The organism is Bacillus sp. FSL R5-0431 (genome assembly GCF_038002985.1).
Lineage (GTDB): Bacteria > Bacillota > Bacilli > Bacillales > Bacillaceae > Bacillus.
Window position 1 is genome coordinate 2625205 of the sequence record NZ_JBBOOG010000001.1, and the last position, 16741, is coordinate 2641945.

General features: G+C 43.2%; 16 protein-coding genes. 3 read left to right on the forward strand and 13 right to left on the reverse strand.

Annotated elements, in window-relative coordinates; all coding sequences use genetic code 11:
- Window positions 1-145 precede the first annotated feature (145 nt).
- From murC to MKZ03_RS13465, 6 genes are all read right to left on the reverse strand, one after another.
- Window positions 146-1444, reverse strand: a complete 1299-nt coding sequence (gene murC / locus MKZ03_RS13440; protein WP_034665503.1) for a UDP-N-acetylmuramate--L-alanine ligase — start codon at window positions 1442-1444, stop codon at window positions 146-148.
- A gap of 303 nt (window positions 1445-1747) precedes the next feature.
- Window positions 1748-4495, reverse strand: a complete 2748-nt coding sequence (locus MKZ03_RS13445; protein ID WP_340973554.1) for a DNA translocase FtsK — start codon at window positions 4493-4495, stop codon at window positions 1748-1750.
- Between the two features lie 196 nt (window positions 4496-4691).
- Window positions 4692-5297: a YtpR family tRNA-binding protein gene (gene ytpR / locus MKZ03_RS13450; RefSeq protein ID WP_341032128.1), complete on the reverse strand. Its 606-nt coding sequence runs from the start codon at window positions 5295-5297 to the stop codon at window positions 4692-4694.
- 16 nt (window positions 5298-5313) lie between these two features.
- Window positions 5314-6126 carry a DUF1444 domain-containing protein gene (locus tag MKZ03_RS13455; RefSeq protein ID WP_307500076.1) on the reverse strand — a complete coding sequence of 271 codons (813 nt, stop codon included), beginning with the start codon at window positions 6124-6126 and terminating at the stop codon, window positions 5314-5316.
- A 19-nt stretch (window positions 6127-6145) separates the two neighbouring features.
- A complete protein-coding gene (locus MKZ03_RS13460) occupies window positions 6146-6466 on the reverse strand; it encodes a thioredoxin family protein (RefSeq protein ID WP_034665496.1) in 321 nt (106 codons plus the stop codon).
- A complete protein-coding gene (locus MKZ03_RS13465; RefSeq protein ID WP_307500077.1) occupies window positions 6453-7481 on the reverse strand; it encodes a PTS transporter subunit IIC in 1029 nt (342 codons plus the stop codon). The genes MKZ03_RS13460 and MKZ03_RS13465 overlap by 14 nt, the downstream gene beginning before the upstream one ends.
- A gap of 200 nt (window positions 7482-7681) precedes the next feature.
- Between MKZ03_RS13465 and MKZ03_RS13470 the strand changes: the two genes are divergently transcribed.
- Complete coding sequence (locus MKZ03_RS13470; protein WP_003217634.1) at window positions 7682-8128, forward strand: YtoQ family protein; 447 nt, start codon at window positions 7682-7684, stop codon at window positions 8126-8128.
- A 129-nt stretch (window positions 8129-8257) separates the two neighbouring features.
- Here MKZ03_RS13470 and MKZ03_RS13475 read toward each other — a convergent pair whose 3' ends face one another.
- Window positions 8258-9331: a M42 family metallopeptidase gene (locus MKZ03_RS13475; RefSeq protein WP_307500078.1), complete on the reverse strand. Its 1074-nt coding sequence runs from the start codon at window positions 9329-9331 to the stop codon at window positions 8258-8260.
- Window positions 9332-9530: 199 nt separating this feature from the next.
- Here MKZ03_RS13475 and MKZ03_RS13480 point away from each other — a divergent pair, with 199 nt between their 5' ends.
- Window positions 9531-9845, forward strand: a complete 315-nt coding sequence (locus MKZ03_RS13480; protein ID WP_003217759.1) for a PepSY domain-containing protein — start codon at window positions 9531-9533, stop codon at window positions 9843-9845.
- Window positions 9846-9888: 43 nt separating this feature from the next.
- On the opposite strand, the gene MKZ03_RS13485 is transcribed toward MKZ03_RS13480, so the two are convergent.
- From MKZ03_RS13485 to trmB, 3 genes are all read right to left on the reverse strand, one after another.
- Complete coding sequence (locus MKZ03_RS13485) at window positions 9889-11586, reverse strand: NAD-dependent malic enzyme (RefSeq protein WP_034665486.1); 1698 nt, start codon at window positions 11584-11586, stop codon at window positions 9889-9891.
- A gap of 73 nt (window positions 11587-11659) precedes the next feature.
- Window positions 11660-12508 carry a YtnP family quorum-quenching lactonase gene (locus tag MKZ03_RS13490; RefSeq protein WP_034665483.1) on the reverse strand — a complete coding sequence of 283 codons (849 nt, stop codon included), beginning with the start codon at window positions 12506-12508 and terminating at the stop codon, window positions 11660-11662.
- Window positions 12509-12624: 116 nt separating this feature from the next.
- Window positions 12625-13266, reverse strand: a complete 642-nt coding sequence (gene trmB / locus MKZ03_RS13495) for a tRNA (guanosine(46)-N7)-methyltransferase TrmB (protein WP_060597029.1) — start codon at window positions 13264-13266, stop codon at window positions 12625-12627.
- Window positions 13267-13454: 188 nt separating this feature from the next.
- Between trmB and MKZ03_RS13500 the strand changes: the two genes are divergently transcribed.
- A complete protein-coding gene (locus MKZ03_RS13500) occupies window positions 13455-13730 on the forward strand; it encodes a YtzH-like family protein (RefSeq protein ID WP_095286138.1) in 276 nt (91 codons plus the stop codon).
- Here the strand turns inward: MKZ03_RS13500 and MKZ03_RS13505 are convergent.
- The 3 genes from MKZ03_RS13505 to MKZ03_RS13515 all read right to left on the reverse strand — a co-directional run bounded on the left by MKZ03_RS13505 (window position 13727) and on the right by MKZ03_RS13515 (window position 16725).
- Window positions 13727-14527: a phosphotransferase family protein gene (locus MKZ03_RS13505; protein ID WP_170938436.1), complete on the reverse strand. Its 801-nt coding sequence runs from the start codon at window positions 14525-14527 to the stop codon at window positions 13727-13729. The two genes, MKZ03_RS13500 and MKZ03_RS13505, sit on opposite strands and share 4 nt — an antisense overlap.
- A gap of 284 nt (window positions 14528-14811) precedes the next feature.
- Window positions 14812-15741, reverse strand: coding sequence for a YegS/Rv2252/BmrU family lipid kinase (locus MKZ03_RS13510; protein WP_034665473.1), 930 nt, complete (start codon window positions 15739-15741; stop codon window positions 14812-14814).
- A gap of 48 nt (window positions 15742-15789) precedes the next feature.
- The gene (locus MKZ03_RS13515; RefSeq protein WP_307500082.1) at window positions 15790-16725 is read right to left on the reverse strand and encodes a hypothetical protein; all 936 of its coding nucleotides are present in this window, start codon (window positions 16723-16725) and stop codon (window positions 15790-15792) included.
- Window positions 16726-16741: the final 16 nt, after the last annotated feature.

Consider the following 16741-nt stretch of genomic DNA (forward strand, 5'->3'; position numbering starts at 1 on the left):
TGAATAATAATTCTACACTTATTCGCTGATTCCTGTCCACAGCGAACGAAAAAAAGCGGCAGATGTTGACACATTTAGCCCCTTTGTCACATTTTATTCAAAATAAAAAAAGTGCCGATCAAAACGGCACTTTTCGTTTAAGCATTTATACAGCGACTTTCTCATAAGCACGCAGATATTTTTGAATGTCTCCTGCTCCCATAAAGATCAGAATCCCATCTTCGTGCGCTTTCAGCACAGATGTATCTTCTTCCGCAATCAATTGGGCCTGCGGGATTTTTTCTCGTAAATCTTCGATACTCAGCTTCCCAATGTTTTCACGGGCTGAACCGAAAATATCGCATAGGTATACATAGTCCGCTTTTTTCAGACTGTCAGCAAATTCACTTAAGAATTGCTGTGTGCGTGTGAAGGTATGCGGCTGGAAGACAGCGACAATATCACGGTCTGGATATTTTTGACGTGCTGCTTCAATGGTGACTTCAATCTCCGTTGGGTGATGGGCATAGTCGTCAATTAAAACCTGCTCACCGACCACTTTTTCATTAAAGCGGCGTTTCACCCCGCCAAATGTCATTAGTGCCCCTTTGATGAGCTCTACATCAATGGCTTCATAGTGACATAATGCAATCACAGCTAATGAATTGAGGACATTATGATTTCCGTAGGCAGGAATGTAGAAGGTATCATAAAACGTATTGCGTACAAATACATCAAATGTAGTGCCTTCCGTGTTTTTCACAACATTGCGTGCTTGGAAATCATTTTCTTCATTGAAACCGTAGTACACAACAGGTACCTTCGCTTGAATCTTGGGCAGATGCTCATCATCACCGCAAGCGATAATGGCTTTTTTCACTTGAAGCGCCATGTTTTGAAATGCATCAAACACGTCGTCAATGTCCGAGAAATAATCAGGATGATCAAAATCAATATTGGTCATGATCGCATAGTCTGGATGATAGCTGAGGAAGTGTCTGCGGTATTCGCATGCTTCAAATACAAAATACTCGCTGTTTTCTTTCCCCATACCAGATCCATCACCGATTAAGTATGAAGTTGGTTTCGCTGATTGCATCACATGGGCAAGCAGTCCTGTTGTCGACGTTTTACCATGAGCACCAGTAATCGCAACGTTTGTGAATGAATCCATGTATTCTCCAAGAAATTTATGGTAACGAATGACAGGAATCCCTTCAGAAAGGGCACGTTCAATCTCAGGGTGTGTATCAGGAAATGCATTACCTGCAATCACGGTCATCCCTGGCTGAATATTATCTGGGTCAAATGGAAGAATTTTAATATTTCGTTCTTCTAATGCTTTTTGTGTAAAGATATGTTTTTCGATATCCGATCCTTGGACAGTATACCCAGTATCATGAAGAATTTGGGCCAGTGGACTCATACCTGTCCCTTTTATTCCAACAAAATGATAAACAGTCATAATTGTACCTCCAACAAACGTCTATCTGACTTACAGTATATGACGCTCATTTCAATTTGCAACTTGTGATTTTCGCCTCTAGCGGCTCACAGATCGCAGCTCCAAATAAAGATTTTTTTCCGATCTTCCTATTCTAATCAATATTAACTATGATTAGTATCCGACAACTTTCCTATTTCTAACACCTGCTTTCGCTCATTTTACATAAAAAAGCGTTCTGACAGGCATACGAAAAGCGTCCAATTACAAAATTGCACCTATGTGCTATCATACCATGTTTATAAAAAAAATGAAGTGGTTTGTTTAGATCAGCTGTTCTAAGTCACTCAGTGTCATGAGGACTTCCCTTGGCTTACTGCCTTTTGCACCAGAGATCATGCCCTCGCGTTCCATCATGTCGATCAATCTGGCTGCACGATTGTAGCCAATTCTAAATCTTCGCTGCAAACTCGATGTACTAGCGCTATTCTGCTCAATCGCAAAACGGCAGGCATCCATAAACAATTCGTCTTCATCTGTAATCGCAGAGCCTTGGAGCATTAATTCCTCCTGTTCGAAAAGGAACACTGGCTTACGCTGTTTTCTTACATGTGCCACTACTTGATCAATCTCACGGTCTGATACAAAGTTCCCTTGCAGCCTCGTCGGCTTGCCGGAGCCATTTTCTAAGAAAAGCATGTCTCCTTTTCCGAGAAGCTTTTCTGCACCTGCCATGTCAATGATCGTTCTAGAATCTACCTGACTTGAGACAGAGAAAGCAATTCTTGTTGGGATATTGGCTTTAATGAGACCTGTAATGACATCAACAGAAGGTCTTTGTGTCGCAATCAATAAATGAATGCCGCATGCTCTTGCTTTTTGTGCGATTCGGCAAATGCTTTCTTCGACTTCATTTGGTGCGACCATCATTAAATCAGCGAGCTCATCGATCACAACGACAAGATAAGGCAGTTTTTCACCCATTTGTTTTTCTTTGACAAGCTCATTGAATCGTTTAATTTCTCTCACGCCAGAGTGCGCAAACAGTTCGTAGCGCCTTTCCATTTCATCCACTACCCATTTCAGAGCGGCTGTCGCTGTCTTGGCATCGGTGATGACAGGACTCACGAGATGCGGAATGTGATTATATGGCGCTAATTCAACCATTTTAGGGTCGATTAAGAGCATTTTTACTTCATCTGGTGACGCTTTAAACATTAAGCTCACTAAAATGGTATTGATACAGACACTTTTTCCTGACCCTGTTGCTCCAGCAATTAAGCCATGCGGCATTTTTTGCAGATCAACCACAACAGGCTGGCCAGATATATCTAATCCGAGTGCTGCTGTTAAAGGTGATGGATTGTCTCTAAATGCACTGCTTCTGATCATCTCTCGTAAGAAAACCATTTTACTGTGAAGGTTCGGCACTTCGATCCCGATCGTGTTCTTTCCTGGAATCGGTGCTTCGATTCGAATATCTTTTGCGGACAAACTGAGTTTAATATCATCTGATAGGTTCGTGATTTTGTTCACTTTGACACCTGGTTCTGGATGTACTTCAAACCTTGTCACAGAAGGGCCTTGCGTGACATGAACCACACTTGCTCTGACATTGAAATTTTTCAGCGTGGCATTGAGCAGGTCTGCCCGCTCTTTCACCCATGTCCCGTCCTCTTCTTTTTGAGCTGGAGGTACGTCTAAAAGGGCGAGACTTGGAAAAACATACCCTTGTGCATCTGCTGCTTTCTTTTGCCCTTGCACACGCTGATCACTTTTTAACATCATGACGTTAAAAGGTACCGTTGAGGTTTGTCCGCTTGTACGTTGCGTCTGCGGAGCTGCTTGTTTCGGTTTTTCTTCCATCACTTCATGCACTTGTTCTTGCTTTTCTTGCTGCTCTATGACAGGTTCTGCTGGTTCAGTAGCGGTCTCATCGTCTGCTACTTGTTCTATTGGCATCATTTGATCTTCTACTATTTCAGCTTCTTCCAACAATTGGTCTTCTTGCAGATCATGCTTGGCGACTGGCTCAGCTTCTTCAAATGCTGCCGCTGGCACTTCTTCTTGATGATCTTCTATGGAATCAGCTTCTATTTCCGCGACCGGTTCTGCTGTGATGTCTTCTGTTACCTCAACTTCTTCTGCCGACATGTCTACTTCCATTTCAATCGCGGGATGTGTGTCTTCTGCTGTTTCAAATGTCAACGGTTCTATTTCCTCCGTATGATCTACAAACTGATGTACCGGCTCGCCTTTTATTTCTTCGTCATCGCTTGAGACATCCTGTTCCGGTTCAGCCTCTACCGGCTGTTCTTGATAAGCTTCGGCCTCCTGATTATGTAAGTCAGCTTCAATATGGTCTTGAGGCTCAGAAAAGGCTGGCTCTTTTTCCTCTGTTTGAATGAAAGGCTCGTCATTTAAACGCTCCATCGTCGATTGAACGTGATCCTGATAAGCGAGTTCCTCTTGCAAAGTAAGCGGGGTCACGTCTGTTTGCATGTCCACTCTTTCTTCTGCTGGGGCTGAAACCGTTTCTTCCATACGATTTTCTTTCCGTATTGACGGAATGTTCATTTGCTGTCTGACATTTCGTACACGCTCTGCCTCTTCTGATAACAGGGTGACACGCTGCGCTGTTTCTGCTGCTTTCATTTGAACAGGAGATGATTCTTCTTTCGCTTCTGTTCGTTTTGGACGCATATCCTGATGATAGCCATAGATCGGTGATGGAATTTGCTCTGTTTTGAATGGCTTTTTATTGATGTCAGGCTGCACCGTTTGTTTTGGCTCATAGGTCTTCTGCTTAGCCTTTGGCTTGCTTGGCTTTGCGCGTCTTCTTTCCTGCTTCACTCCGTCACGCAGAGGTTCATCTGGAACGAGCGGAAAGCGGAAGTTGCCTTTCGGATATTCATAATAGACTTTTGTATCTTCAATTTTCTTATATTCTTTATGCTGTTCAAAAACTGGCTGCGCTCGTGCAGCTGGACCTTCCTCAGGTCTCACAGCTTTTTCTTCTTTCTTTTCTTCTCCTAAAAATACACTAAAAAATTTATCTAACCAACTCATCATTTATCACTCACTTTAACTCCCCTTACGTTTTCTTGGGCGATTTTTAGTATACCATTGCTTTTTCATGCAGAAAAGCGAGAAAAGTGCCGCTCTTTGCTATTTGTGCTGTCTGTAGATGAAAAAAAGTCACTAAGTACGTACTTAGTGACTTTTGGTATAACACATTCTTCGCTCCTATATGCCCGTTTATGGGAGGTTACGCTTTAAAGGGTTCGCCAGTTTGGTGGCTTCCCTCTAGAACAAGAATCCCTTTTTCAGCAGGCGCGTCTGGAAGATCTAGTTCTTTTGCTGAACAAATCATTCCGCTTGACGGAACACCTCTTAGCTCAGCATCTTTGATGACCAAACCGCTTGGCATCACTGCCCCAACCTTCGCAACCACGACATATTGCCCTTGATCAACGTTTGGTGCACCACACACGATTTGTAAAGTTTCATCGCCAACATCTACTTGGCAAATGTTTAATTTATCTGCATTCGGATGCTTTTCTTTTTCCTTCACATAACCGACAACAAATTTTGGTGATAGATCCACGGTCAACGTTTCACTTACACCGTTGCGGTTTAAAATTTCGTTGATATCTTGAACAAGTGTTTCAGATAGCGGTACAGATCCGTTTTCTTCAATTTTCATGTAAGTGGATGCGTTGAAGATATTAAAACCTGTTGTTTCTTTTGTTTCTTGATTGAAGATTCTTACGACATCTCCAAACGTCTCATGACCTACTTCTTCTCTCGTCACATCTTTCAATGAAATAAGGAGTGTGTCGCCTACACCTTCTGCATTATAAAAAACGTTCATTCTTCAAAATTCCCTTCTACTGCTGTTTTGGTCTGCTTTTAGCAAGAATAAAGATCGGTTCAAGCTTGCCCTCATCATATAAAAATGACAATGCGGTAATCGGAACCGTGCCGCTGGCGAAGAAGCTCATCGACATCTGTCCTAAAATATCATAGCCTGATTCATTGCGAACATCTGCAATGATGAATACATCTTGATGGGGAACAGAAATGGCCATCTGTCCTTCTATTTTTTGCGCGTATTCTTGTAAAATCGATTCATTTAAAAGTCTGCTGGCATCATATCCGTCATTCGCACGGAAGAAATAAAACCGATTGCCTGCAACTTCATCCATTTTCACCACAGTTTCAAGTGAGCGGACATTGAAGCTTGCAGTTTCCCTAATTCGCTCTTTTGTCCAGTTTTCCTTTTGAAGCATTTTCTCATCAATTAATCTGTAGGTGCTTCCAAGGTCAAGTGCATAGAAGATTCTCGTTTCTGCTGTATGCTCATCAAAAACTAGGGGAATGCCATCACTTGATGCCTCAGGAAAGGAAGTGGAACGAATGACAGGATAAATTTGCTTTTCTTTTCCTGAGATGTGCTGCGCTTCGCCTTTCATGGCACTTAGCGCCTCTTTCACATAGTAAACGATCTCATCTAATGTTTCATCAGGCTTTACTTCCCACTTTGCAATGATTGGCGGGAGCTCTAGTGTAATACCTTTACTTGTTTGTTTATCTTCAATACGAAGCGTATCTTTTTCTCGGTCAAACTGGTGTGACCAGCTGTCATTTGTCAGACGGCTTTTAAGTTCGTTCGCAAGCTTTCTTGATGTCATTTTTGCCATGATTTAGACTCTCCTTTCATTATTTAGAAAGAGAATCTGTTAAAAATGCTTCAATCTCTTCCTTCGTCTTACGATCCTTGCTGACAAAGCGGTTAACCTCTTGTCCATTTTTAAAAACTAAAAAGCTTGGAATGCCGTAAATTTCCCACTCTGCGCAAGTGTCAATGAACTGATCTCTATCCACATAGAAGTACTCAAATTCTGGGTAGTTTGCTTCAAGCTCTGGCAAGAATGGTTCGATAAAGGTGCAGTCCGGGCACCAGTCAGCTGAAAATAGCAATACTGTTAAGTCTTCTTGAATCACTTTTTGTAATTCTTCGTTTGATTCAATTTTTTTCATGTTTCATTCCTCCAGTTTGTATGGTTAAATCTCCGAATTGTATATAGCCTTTCTTTCTCATCCATTCTGATACTACCAAACTAATCACTGCCGGGCCAACGATATGCAAAAGAGCGATCGCCAGAAAAACGGATGGATGAAATCCCATAACGGTCAGTGTCATGAGCTGTCCAACGAGGCCGCTCGTTCCCATACCTGCCCCTGCCGCATTATTGACCATCCCAAAGCCAATAATACCAATTGGCGCGAGAATGAGGCCCGCAATCGTCGGCGGAATAAGGATAAGGGGATTTTTCACAATGTTCGGCAGCTGCAATTTTGACGTGCCAATGCCGACAGCAGCAAGACCGCCAAAACGATTTTCTCTAAAGCCTGCAGCGGCAAAGCCGACCATTTGAGCGCAGCAGCCAATCGTTGCAGCACCAGCCGCTGTTCCGCTTAAGTCAAGCATGAGCGCAAGCGCCGCACTTGAAATCGGTGAGCTGAGGGCAAGTCCAACAATGGTCGCTACTAGCATGCCCATGATGAGCGGACTTTGGTCAGTCCCCCACATGATGAGTCTGCCAAGCCCTGTCATCATGGCTTCAATCCCAGGACCGATCAAAGCGGCGGTGAAAAAGCCAGTAATAATGGTGACAAGCGGCGTTAAAATAATATCAATTTTTGTCTCACCACTGACCAGCTTGCCGAGTTCCACACCAATTAATGCTGCGACAAAGCTTCCAGCAGGTCCACCAAGCTCTGCTCCTGCAGCACCTGAGACAACACTTGCAAAAATGATCAAAGGAGATGCATGTAAGCGATACGCAACGGCTACACCGATTGCTGGTCCCATGAGCCCCATCGCAAGTGTTCCCATTTTGATGATGAGCGGAAGTGATAACAGACCGCCTGCTGTTTTTAAAATCAGCCCTACCACTAATGTAGCAAATAGACCTAAAGCCATATAAGAGAGTGCATCAATGAAGTACACTTTTGGCGAAAGGGAGATCCCCTTTCTTTTCAAATAAGTCATCAACGTCGTCTTCCTGCTTTCTCATAGGAAAGACGAAGAGGCCTGTCCTTCCCATTATATGTAGTATTCTTACGATGAAAAATAGTCTCTACCATGAATATCATAATCATATTTTTTTTGCTTTATCAAGCACTTCTTGTGTAACATGAAAAGAAACAGGGCAAACCTTTACTAAGTTTGTACAAAAGGAGGAGATCGTTATGCAATTAACCGTCTATTTAGCAGGAGAAATTCATAGCCAGTGGCGTGATGAAATCAAGGAGAAAAGCCAATCGTTGAAACTGCCGGTGACGTTTGTTGGTCCAATGGAGAATCATGACCGCTCAGATCACATTGGTGAGGACATTTTAGGTGAGCAGCCGAATGCCATTTTCAAAGATGATGCGGCTTCTGATTTGAACAATTTCCGTACTGAGATCTTATTAAACAAGGCAGACGTCGTCATTGCCCGCTTTGGTGAGAAATATAAACAGTGGAACACGGCAATGGATGCATCTGCTGCCATCGCAAAAGGAAAACCTCTCATTTTGATCCGCCCAAAAGAACTGCACCATCCGTTAAAGGAACTATCAAACAAAGCGAATATCACTGTAGAAACCGTGAACCAAGCGATCAAGGCGTTATCTTACGTGTTTGAACAGCAATAAAAAAGGTGAAACTGCAACCTTTTTTCCTCTTTTCGAAACCTTTGCAGACCTGGCAATGAATGCGAGGTTTTGTCTACATATACACACTAAAGGCTGCTCTCATGAAAGAGGCAGCCTTTTCTATTACATTTACACCTGTTGATAAATAGAATCCACTGTACTTTGATCACATTTTTTCACAAGGCGTACAATTAACTCTTTTGCCGCTGCGTAATCATCCACATGCAATACTGAATGACTTGTATGAATGTAGCGAGCGCACACCCCAATGACAGCAGAAGGCACGCCTTGGTTTGACACATGCACACGCCCAGCGTCCGTACCACCCGGTGATACGAAGTATTGGTATGGAATGCTGTTTGACTCAGCAGTATCGAGCACAAATTCTCTCATCCCGCGGTGCGTAATCATTGTTCGATCAAAAATACGCAGAAGTGCACCTTTTCCAAGCTGGCCGAATTGGGTTTTGTCACCTGTCACATCGTTAGCAGGGCTTGCATCTAAAGCAAAGAACAGATCCGGCTGAATCATATTGGCAGCTACCTCTGCCCCTCTAAGCCCTACTTCTTCTTGAACCGTTGCACCTGAATACAGCTGACATGAAAGGGGTTCGTCTTTTATTTCTTTTAATAACTCAATCGCAAGTCCGCAGCCATAGCGGTTATCCCAAGCCTTCGCTAAAATCTTTTTGGGATTCGCCATTGGGGTAAAGACTGTTGCGGGCACGATTTGCTGTCCTGGGCGAACGCCAAGCTCTTTTGCCTCTTCTTCACTGTCTGCACCAATATCAATCAGCATGTCTGATGGTTTCACAGGTTTGCTTTTTTGTTCTGGTGTCAGAAGATGAGGTGGTGTACTAGAGACGACACCAGGAATTGGCCCGTGATCGGTATGAACGTCCACACGCTGCGCCAGCATGACTTGACTCCACCAGCCGCCGAGTGTTTGGAAACGTATCATCCCATTTTTCGTAATGGATGAAACCATGAATCCCACTTCATCCATATGACCAGCCACCATAATTTTAGGTGTGTTCTCCGGCCCCTTGCGTACGCCAAACACACCGCCAAGACGATCCTGAATGAGTTCATCAGAATATTTCTCAAGTTCCTTTTTCATAAAAGCACGCACATGGTGCTCATTACCCGGAGTTCCCTGTAATTCTGTTAAATTTCGGAAAAGCGACAATGTTTCTTCATTCATTCTACGGTTTACCTCGTTTCTATGTAATGACCATATATATTCCTATAAAAATAACACTCACTTTATACTATAAGAATTCTTTCGGTTTTCCAAGTATCTCTCCAGAAATTTTGAATATGCTTTCAAGTATTCGGATTCCTTAACATCAATGGACAAGTTTTGTATAATGGAAAAAACAGCAATACGGAGGTGCAGCACGTTGAAGTTAAAACATGTTCTGATTGGTGCGAGTATTGGCGTAGCCGCTGCAATTGTTGCAAAGAAAGTATTTTTCCCTACGTATATCTCGTCTGAAAAAGCATTAAAAATTGTGAAATCTGCTTTTAAACAGCGCGGCCCGATTGATGGCTCTTGGATTTATACTGTACCAGAACCGTATACCGTAAATGGTGAAACGATTGATGTGTACAAATCTGGCATTACTCGCTCAGCCTTTGGCGAGCTTGAACAGTACGAAGTCATGATTGATGCCAAAACAGGCATGATCGTTGATGTCATTGATTCTGTGGCTTGATAAAGAAAGCTTCGCAAAGGCGTGTCCTTGCGAAGCTTCTTTTTTATATGGCTTTGATTTTTTTGTACACAGGATGCCACATGGCGTCCTGTACAGCCTGAATGAGATCCTCAGGCGTTTCCTCTGCAATTCCTTCATCGATCGCTGCTTGCGCCACACGGACAGCCACTGTCGCTGAAACAGTTCGAAGCTGATCCACACTTGGCAGCATCGCTGCACCCGGCTTTCCGACATTGACCATGCTGGCAATCGCTTCAGCACTCGCAACAAACATGCTGTCTGTTATAAGGCGGGCTTTAGACACAATCGTTCCAAGACCAAGCCCTGGGAACACAAGGGCATTATTCGCCTGACCAATTTCATATGTCACGCCGCCATATTCGACAGGATCAAATGGGCTTCCCGTTGTCACAAGGGCGCGTCCTTCTGTCCACTCGATGAGATCTTCAGGCTTTGCTTCTGAAAGAGGTGTTGGGTTCGACATCGGTAAAATGGCTGGGCGCTCCACGTGTGACGCCATTTCTTTCACAATTTCCTCTGTAAATGCTCCTCCTACCGTCGAGGTGCCAATTAAGATGGTTGGTTTCGCCTGTTTGACGACCTCTAATAAATCAATGGAATGCTTAGGACCGTTACGGGCATAATCCTTTACTTCGTCAGAACGTCTTGCATATGGCTTTTGAAATGGCTGAATGTCAGGCGAATCATCTGTAAGCAATCCTGTTTTATCAATACACCAGAAATGATCATATGATTCCTCTTCTTTGACACCGTCTCTTACGAGAGCATCACGGATCTGCTCCGCTATGCCAATCCCTGCCGTACCCGCTCCGAAAATGACGATTCGGTGATCTTTCAGCGGAACCTTCGAAGCTTTTGCACATGCCAGAACCGCAGCAAGTGAAACAGCTCCAGTACCTTGAATGTCATCATTAAATGTACAAATACGTTCCTTATATTTTTCCAATATGGCTCGGGCATTTTTTGTCCCAAAGTCTTCCCAGTGAAGGAGTGCATTTGGAAAAGTTGCGCGGGCAAGCTCTACATATTGATCAATGAACCGATCATAACGTTCTCCTCGAACGCGAGAATGCTGATTTCCAACATAAAGCGGATCATTCAAGAGACTTTCCTGGTTCGTCCCGGCATCAAGCACAACGGCCAGCACGCGGCTAGGATCAATGCCTGCTGCGGCTGTATAAACAGCAAGTTTCCCGACTGAAATGGCAATACCGCCAACACCCCAGTCTCCAATACCTAAAATGCCTTCTGCATCTGTCGCAACGATTAAGTCAATTGATTCATCAACACCGTAAGAGGCAAAAATCTCTTCCATGCCTTCCAAATCATCAATCGATAAATAAAGCCCCCTTGGCTTTCGATACTCGTGGCTATAACGCTGAATGGCTGTTCCAACAGTCGGCGTGTAGACAATCGGCAGCATCTCCGCCAAGTGCTCATTCAGTAATTTGTAAAAAAGCACTTCGTTTCTGTCATGAAGTGATGTTAAATACACATTTTTCCCCAGTTCATCCGGCTGTGCCTTGAACTGCTCATATGCACGCTTTGCCTGATCCTCTAATGTTAAAACCTTAGGCGGTAGAAATCCCTTTAAACCAAGCTCTTCCCGCTCTTCCTTAGTAAATGCAACCCCTTTGTTTAAATAAGGGACGGACATGACTTCCATCCCTCTTAATGGTGTTTCAATGACATCACCATGTACACGATAAAATTGGTTCACCTGCACTCTTCCTTTCACAAGTTCATTTTGTCGTTATTTTGTGTGAAAGGTGAAAAAACATGCAGATGATCTTTTATCTTCCTGTTTCTCTTTTAACTTCATGTGTGATTTGCCCGTCTTCATCCCACTTTACAGCGCGGTAAATCGCATCATGATAAAACAAGTACCACGCATTTTTTTCTTCTGCAAATGCCTGCCATTTTTGCTTAGCTGGAATCGAAGTCATTGGGTAATCATCATAAGCCAAGACCCATAATGGATTTTTATGAGCGTGTGTTGGCATGATATCAGCCAAATGAATCGCTGTTTCGCCCTGACTTGTGAGCGTTAAGATGCTATGGCCATTGCTATGACCGCCTGTATGATGTAGCCCAATGCCTTTTGTTACTTCGATGCTTTCTTCAAATGGCACCACTTGATTTGCTATAGGCTCCCAGTTTTCTTTCCAATATGTATTTCTTGAGCGGATGTTAGGCGCCCTCATTTCATCCCATTCGATTTTGGATGTGATGATTTTTGCCTGCGGAAAAACAGACACGAGCTCTTCTCCCTCACGTTTTGTCAGCCCGCTTGCATGATCGAAGTGAAGGTGTGTCATTAAAACGTAATCAATATCAGCTGGTTGCAGGCCGAGTGCCGCTAGCGATTGTTCCAATTTCGTCTCTTCTGTTACGCCGTAATTTCGTTTTTGTTTATCTGTCAGCTTCCCTGATCCGATGCCGGAATCCACTAATAAATGAAGACCATTCCACCGAATGAGGATCGGATCACACCGCAGTTCAATTTGATTGCGATCGTTCACCGGGTATTTTTTTGACCATAACGGCTTTGGCACTACACCGAACATCGCACCGCCGTCCATGTGTGTATCTCCCCCATTTAACCAGAACAGTTCCATGTCACCTATTTTCATTGTCTCCATTGCTGTCATCCCTCCTTTTTCTATCGTAGCAAATACAGCTGAAAATCGCATGCATCAATCTTTTCATGAAAAAAGCTGACTGCAATTTTTCTTTGCAGCCAGCTTGATGTCACTTGTTAATCTGGAAATTTTACTTCTGATCGATAGATGGGTTGTCCCATAGACGAGAATTTTTCTTCGTATTCAGTCATCACATTTCCTTCTAATCCGTCCTTATGTAAATCTAAGCTTACATACGTTAAAAGAAGGCCATATGCAGAAAAACTCTTTAAGGAATATTCAAATAATCCGCGGTTATCTGTTTTGAAATGCAATTCACCACCTGGACGGAGAATATGTTCATATCGCTCTAAAAAGGCCTTAAACGTTAATCTGCGCTTTTCATGCCTTGCTTTTGGCCACGGATCAGAGAAATTCAAATACACCCGGTCAATTTCATTTTCCGCAAACACATCTGTCAGCGTTTCAGCATTAATGTTCAAAAGCTTTACATTTTCAACGTCTGTCTCTTTGATTTTATCTACTGCTGTCACAATGACACTTTTAAATAATTCAATGCCAATATAGTTGATATCAGGATGAAGCTTGCCCATTCCAGCGATAAAGCTCCCTTTTCCTGTCCCAACTTCGATATGGATTGGATGATCATTTCCAAACAGCTCATGCCATTTCCCTTTATATTGCTCGGGGCTAGCTAAGGCAATATGAGCATTTTCAGCTAAGTAATCATCCGCCCATGGTTTATGTCGCATTCTCAATTTGATACACCTCTATTTTCTTTACATTTTATCAAGATACCATGAAACATAAAGACCCGCAAGACAGCATCTTTATGCGCATATGAAAAAGACCAGCCCTTCGCTTGAGCTGGTCTGCCGCATGTATAAATTGGGCGATGAATGCACAGTTTAACCACATAAATGACACGCAGAAAAGGAGCATACGTATGGGATTAAACCGTCAACATCAGCTTCAATTAATCAAAGATATTTTAACCGATCACCAGTTGGATTGCTGCGGGACTGTTGCAGAATATGAACAGGTGGGACGTGTGATTCAATTAATGCTGGCAAAAGAAGACCTTGATGCCGACATTCGTCAATTATTAACAGATATTTATGATTACAGCCAAAAGGGCACTTCTGTCAGTTCAATTGATGCACATATCGAGGAGCATCAATCGCATTTGTCAGAGTGGGTCGAGAATATTCCTATGTCTTAATGGATGTTTAACCGCTTTAAGAGTGCGCTCAGCTCCGCTTGCACTTCTTGCTGCGCTTTTTCATTTCCTTTTCTTTTATGCCACACGACAAACGATACGGTTTCAGCGAGGACGTACCAATCCATGCGTTTTCGCAAATTGTCCGTCAGCGGGGCACCGTACATCGAGAGCCAGCTTTCCCAGTTCTCTTCTTCAACATAATGGTATAAAAGTGGTCCAAGATCAATGGCTGGGTCAGCAATCATCGCCCCATCCCAATCGATCAAGTAAAGCTGATTTTCATCTGTCAGCAGCCAATTATTATGATTGAGGTCACAATGACACACGACCTTGTCCTCAAATTGGACTGCCTCCACATGCTTCTCTAAGTACTGGATGGCACGTGTAATGTCTTGTGAATCGATTTGCTCTTTTAATATGGACTGTTTTAAATGCTTCAGAATGGATTCTGGGTGTAGAGCGTGCTTCTCTAATCTTTTCAGCATATCAAGCAATTCTTTAGATGTATGAATTTTTCTTAGCTGCTCTGCTACAGGACGGTCATTCATGTCCTTTGGCTTCAGCTCTCTGCCGCTCAGCCAGTGCTGCGCAGTGATGACATCCCCATTTTCCATTCGTTTTGTCCAGACAAGCTTCGGCACAATGCCTTCAGCTGACAAAACCGCAAGAAACGGTGACGTATTGCGTTTTAAAAATAGCTTTTGGTCATTGTGTGTTGCGAAGTACGCATCTCCCGTAGCGCCTCCAGCAGGAGAGATGTGCCATTCGCTACCTAATATTTGTCCCAACCAGTTCATATCAATTTTCAACCCATCATTTCTTAAAATATTTTAAATCTTGCTTTTTTAGTCGACAAAATTCAGCCGATTGAAGATCAATTGGCTGTTTCTTTTTTATTTATATGATCATAAAAACAAAAAGGACAGCTATTGAGAATGAGATGCTAAACAATAGCCGTCCTATAGATTTTATCGTTACCTTCTTATACTCGTCAAGCAAAACTAGAAAATCAGGACAAGAACCTTATGAAAAGGAAGGCTTTTTTCATGGTTTTTTGACTAGGGCATTCACGAGAAGCCATTTAAGCACGTAATTTTAAGGAGCGCTCACTCGCCTTCACAAAGACAGGCGTTGCGCCGATCACTTCTCCATCTGCATGAAATAAGATTTTTGCATCTGCCTCCAAGTACGCTTCCTCGTGCTGATACAGGGTAACGCCCTTCATTCCAAGATGCTTTCGAAACACCATCGCACTTAAAAACAAGAGCACTTTGAATGGATTCAAATCCGTGACAACGATCGTTTGAAAGCCTGGCTGCCTCGCGCTCACTTCCGGTGCTGCTTCCAGCCCGCCTCCGTAATAGGGGTGATTGCATACAATCACAAACCACACTTGGCGAAAGACCTTCTTCTCATTTTCAATAAACAGCGCAAGGTCAAACGGCTTAAAGGACCATAAAGAATGGAGAAATGACAGCGGGTAGATGATAAACCCAAGCCCCAGCCGTTTCAGCCACTTTTTTCCTCTGAAATGCACTGTTTTCCTTAGCACATGCGCATCAAACCCAGCACCGATATGATTGAGAAAGAGAACGGATTGCGGGCTTTCTGCATGATCTTGAAAGGAGCCGAGAGAAAATGTTTTGGTGAGCATTCTCTTTTGCTTTCTCACTTCTTTTAGGACATCCTGACGATGGATGCCGAGGCCCTTCGCCGCATCATTCCAATGACCGGCGGGAACAAAGCTTAACTGCACATGATCCATTTCCTTTAAGCCATTCAGGACTTCATGAATGGTGCCGTCACCGCCAATGACAATCAGGCGCTTCAGCCTGTCATCTTGCATGGCGCTAATTTGTCTTGCCAATACTTCTGCATGGCCTTCATGCTGGGTGAGAAACGATCGATAAGAGATCTCCACCTTTTGTAATTCTTTCTCTATGCTCCTCCATGTACGAAGTCCTTTTCCATGTCCTGCTGCTGGATTAACGATAAAGTACCATTCATTCATATATTAGCTCCACTCAGGTCTCATTTTTCGTGACCTTCCATTATGCCTTTAATCGAGCCATTCCTGCCTTCTTTTGCTGTCTGATTCACCATAAGCAAGCAATGCCTTTGTCGCCTTAAATTGCTGATGCTTTGTCGGCGCGGTATTTTTCCGCTGCTTTTCAAACCAATCTTCCGCCTTCTTCTTATCGACAACCTCCATCCCGTATGGAACTTCCGGTAAGTCAATATAAGAGGTTCTGCTGATCAGGATTTTTTTCACAGGAAGATCGACACCGCTTTGCTGTAAGATCTTTGACACGACGGTGCCAGAGCGCAGAAGGCTTGCGCAAGGATTCAAAACGGACTGAACAGCTTTCCCATTCGCCCGCTTTTCCCAAAAACGTTCCTTCGTTCCGATATATACGCTGTCAGGCTCTGCCTCTAAGAAGGATAAACAAATCACTTCCAGCGGCGTAATAAGTACTGAACATAATTCCATCTCTGCTTTTTGAATGAGCAGCACCGGCTTATACATCACAAAATATGAATCCGGAAGCTGCCTAGCAAGCATACGCAGCTTTTCATCATACCGAATATGATGGGAGACGGTTGAAATGTGGGAAATCGTCGAGCTCGCCCATTTTAATTGAACATCGTATAGATGATCCTTAAAAAAATGAATGAGCTTCGTTTCATCGGTAGGAACGTTTGTAAAGACACCTTGCTCTATATCTGTCGGCTCGTTAAAAAGACTCAGGTCCCGTTCCTTTTTCATATCGGCTGCTTTTTGCTTTCTTTTTAAGGAGAATTTCTTTCTCTTTTCTTCCTCTTGTTCAGGCACTTGTTCAGAGATTTGGTCAAATGAATGCTGCGCCTCCTGTTTTGAAGCCTTTTTTAACTCGTCCCACCTTTGCTTTTTCAATCGAATGAATTGATTGATGTAGTGATGCGGGTCTTGTTCATATCGTGATATATAATCTTGAATTTTGATAATTTGCGCCATCTGCTGCTCACTCCAA

What these genes read in the sequence shown, in the direction of transcription:
- murC (WP_034665503.1), bottom strand. Translation starts at nt 1,444, where the DNA reads ATGACTGTTTATCATTTTGTTGGAATAAAAGGGACAGGTATGAGTCCA.
- MKZ03_RS13445 (WP_340973554.1), bottom strand. Translation starts at nt 4,495, where the DNA reads ATGATGAGTTGGTTAGATAAATTTTTTAGTGTATTTTTAGGAGAAGAA.
- ytpR (WP_341032128.1), bottom strand. Translation starts at nt 5,297, where the DNA reads ATGAACGTTTTTTATAATGCAGAAGGTGTAGGCGACACACTCCTTATT.
- MKZ03_RS13455 (WP_307500076.1), bottom strand. Translation starts at nt 6,126, where the DNA reads ATGGCAAAAATGACATCAAGAAAGCTTGCGAACGAACTTAAAAGCCGT.
- MKZ03_RS13460 (WP_034665496.1), bottom strand. Translation starts at nt 6,466, where the DNA reads ATGAAAAAAATTGAATCAAACGAAGAATTACAAAAAGTGATTCAAGAA.
- MKZ03_RS13465 (WP_307500077.1), bottom strand. Translation starts at nt 7,481, where the DNA reads ATGACTTATTTGAAAAGAAAGGGGATCTCCCTTTCGCCAAAAGTGTAC.
- MKZ03_RS13470 (WP_003217634.1), top strand. Translation starts at nt 7,682, where the DNA reads ATGCAATTAACCGTCTATTTAGCAGGAGAAATTCATAGCCAGTGGCGT.
- MKZ03_RS13475 (WP_307500078.1), bottom strand. Translation starts at nt 9,331, where the DNA reads ATGAATGAAGAAACATTGTCGCTTTTCCGAAATTTAACAGAATTACAG.
- MKZ03_RS13490 (WP_034665483.1), bottom strand. Translation starts at nt 12,508, where the DNA reads ATGGAGACAATGAAAATAGGTGACATGGAACTGTTCTGGTTAAATGGG.
- MKZ03_RS13500 (WP_095286138.1), top strand. Translation starts at nt 13,455, where the DNA reads ATGGGATTAAACCGTCAACATCAGCTTCAATTAATCAAAGATATTTTA.
- MKZ03_RS13505 (WP_170938436.1), bottom strand. Translation starts at nt 14,527, where the DNA reads ATGAACTGGTTGGGACAAATATTAGGTAGCGAATGGCACATCTCTCCT.
- MKZ03_RS13510 (WP_034665473.1), bottom strand. Translation starts at nt 15,741, where the DNA reads ATGAATGAATGGTACTTTATCGTTAATCCAGCAGCAGGACATGGAAAA.
- MKZ03_RS13515 (WP_307500082.1), bottom strand. Translation starts at nt 16,725, where the DNA reads ATGGCGCAAATTATCAAAATTCAAGATTATATATCACGATATGAACAA.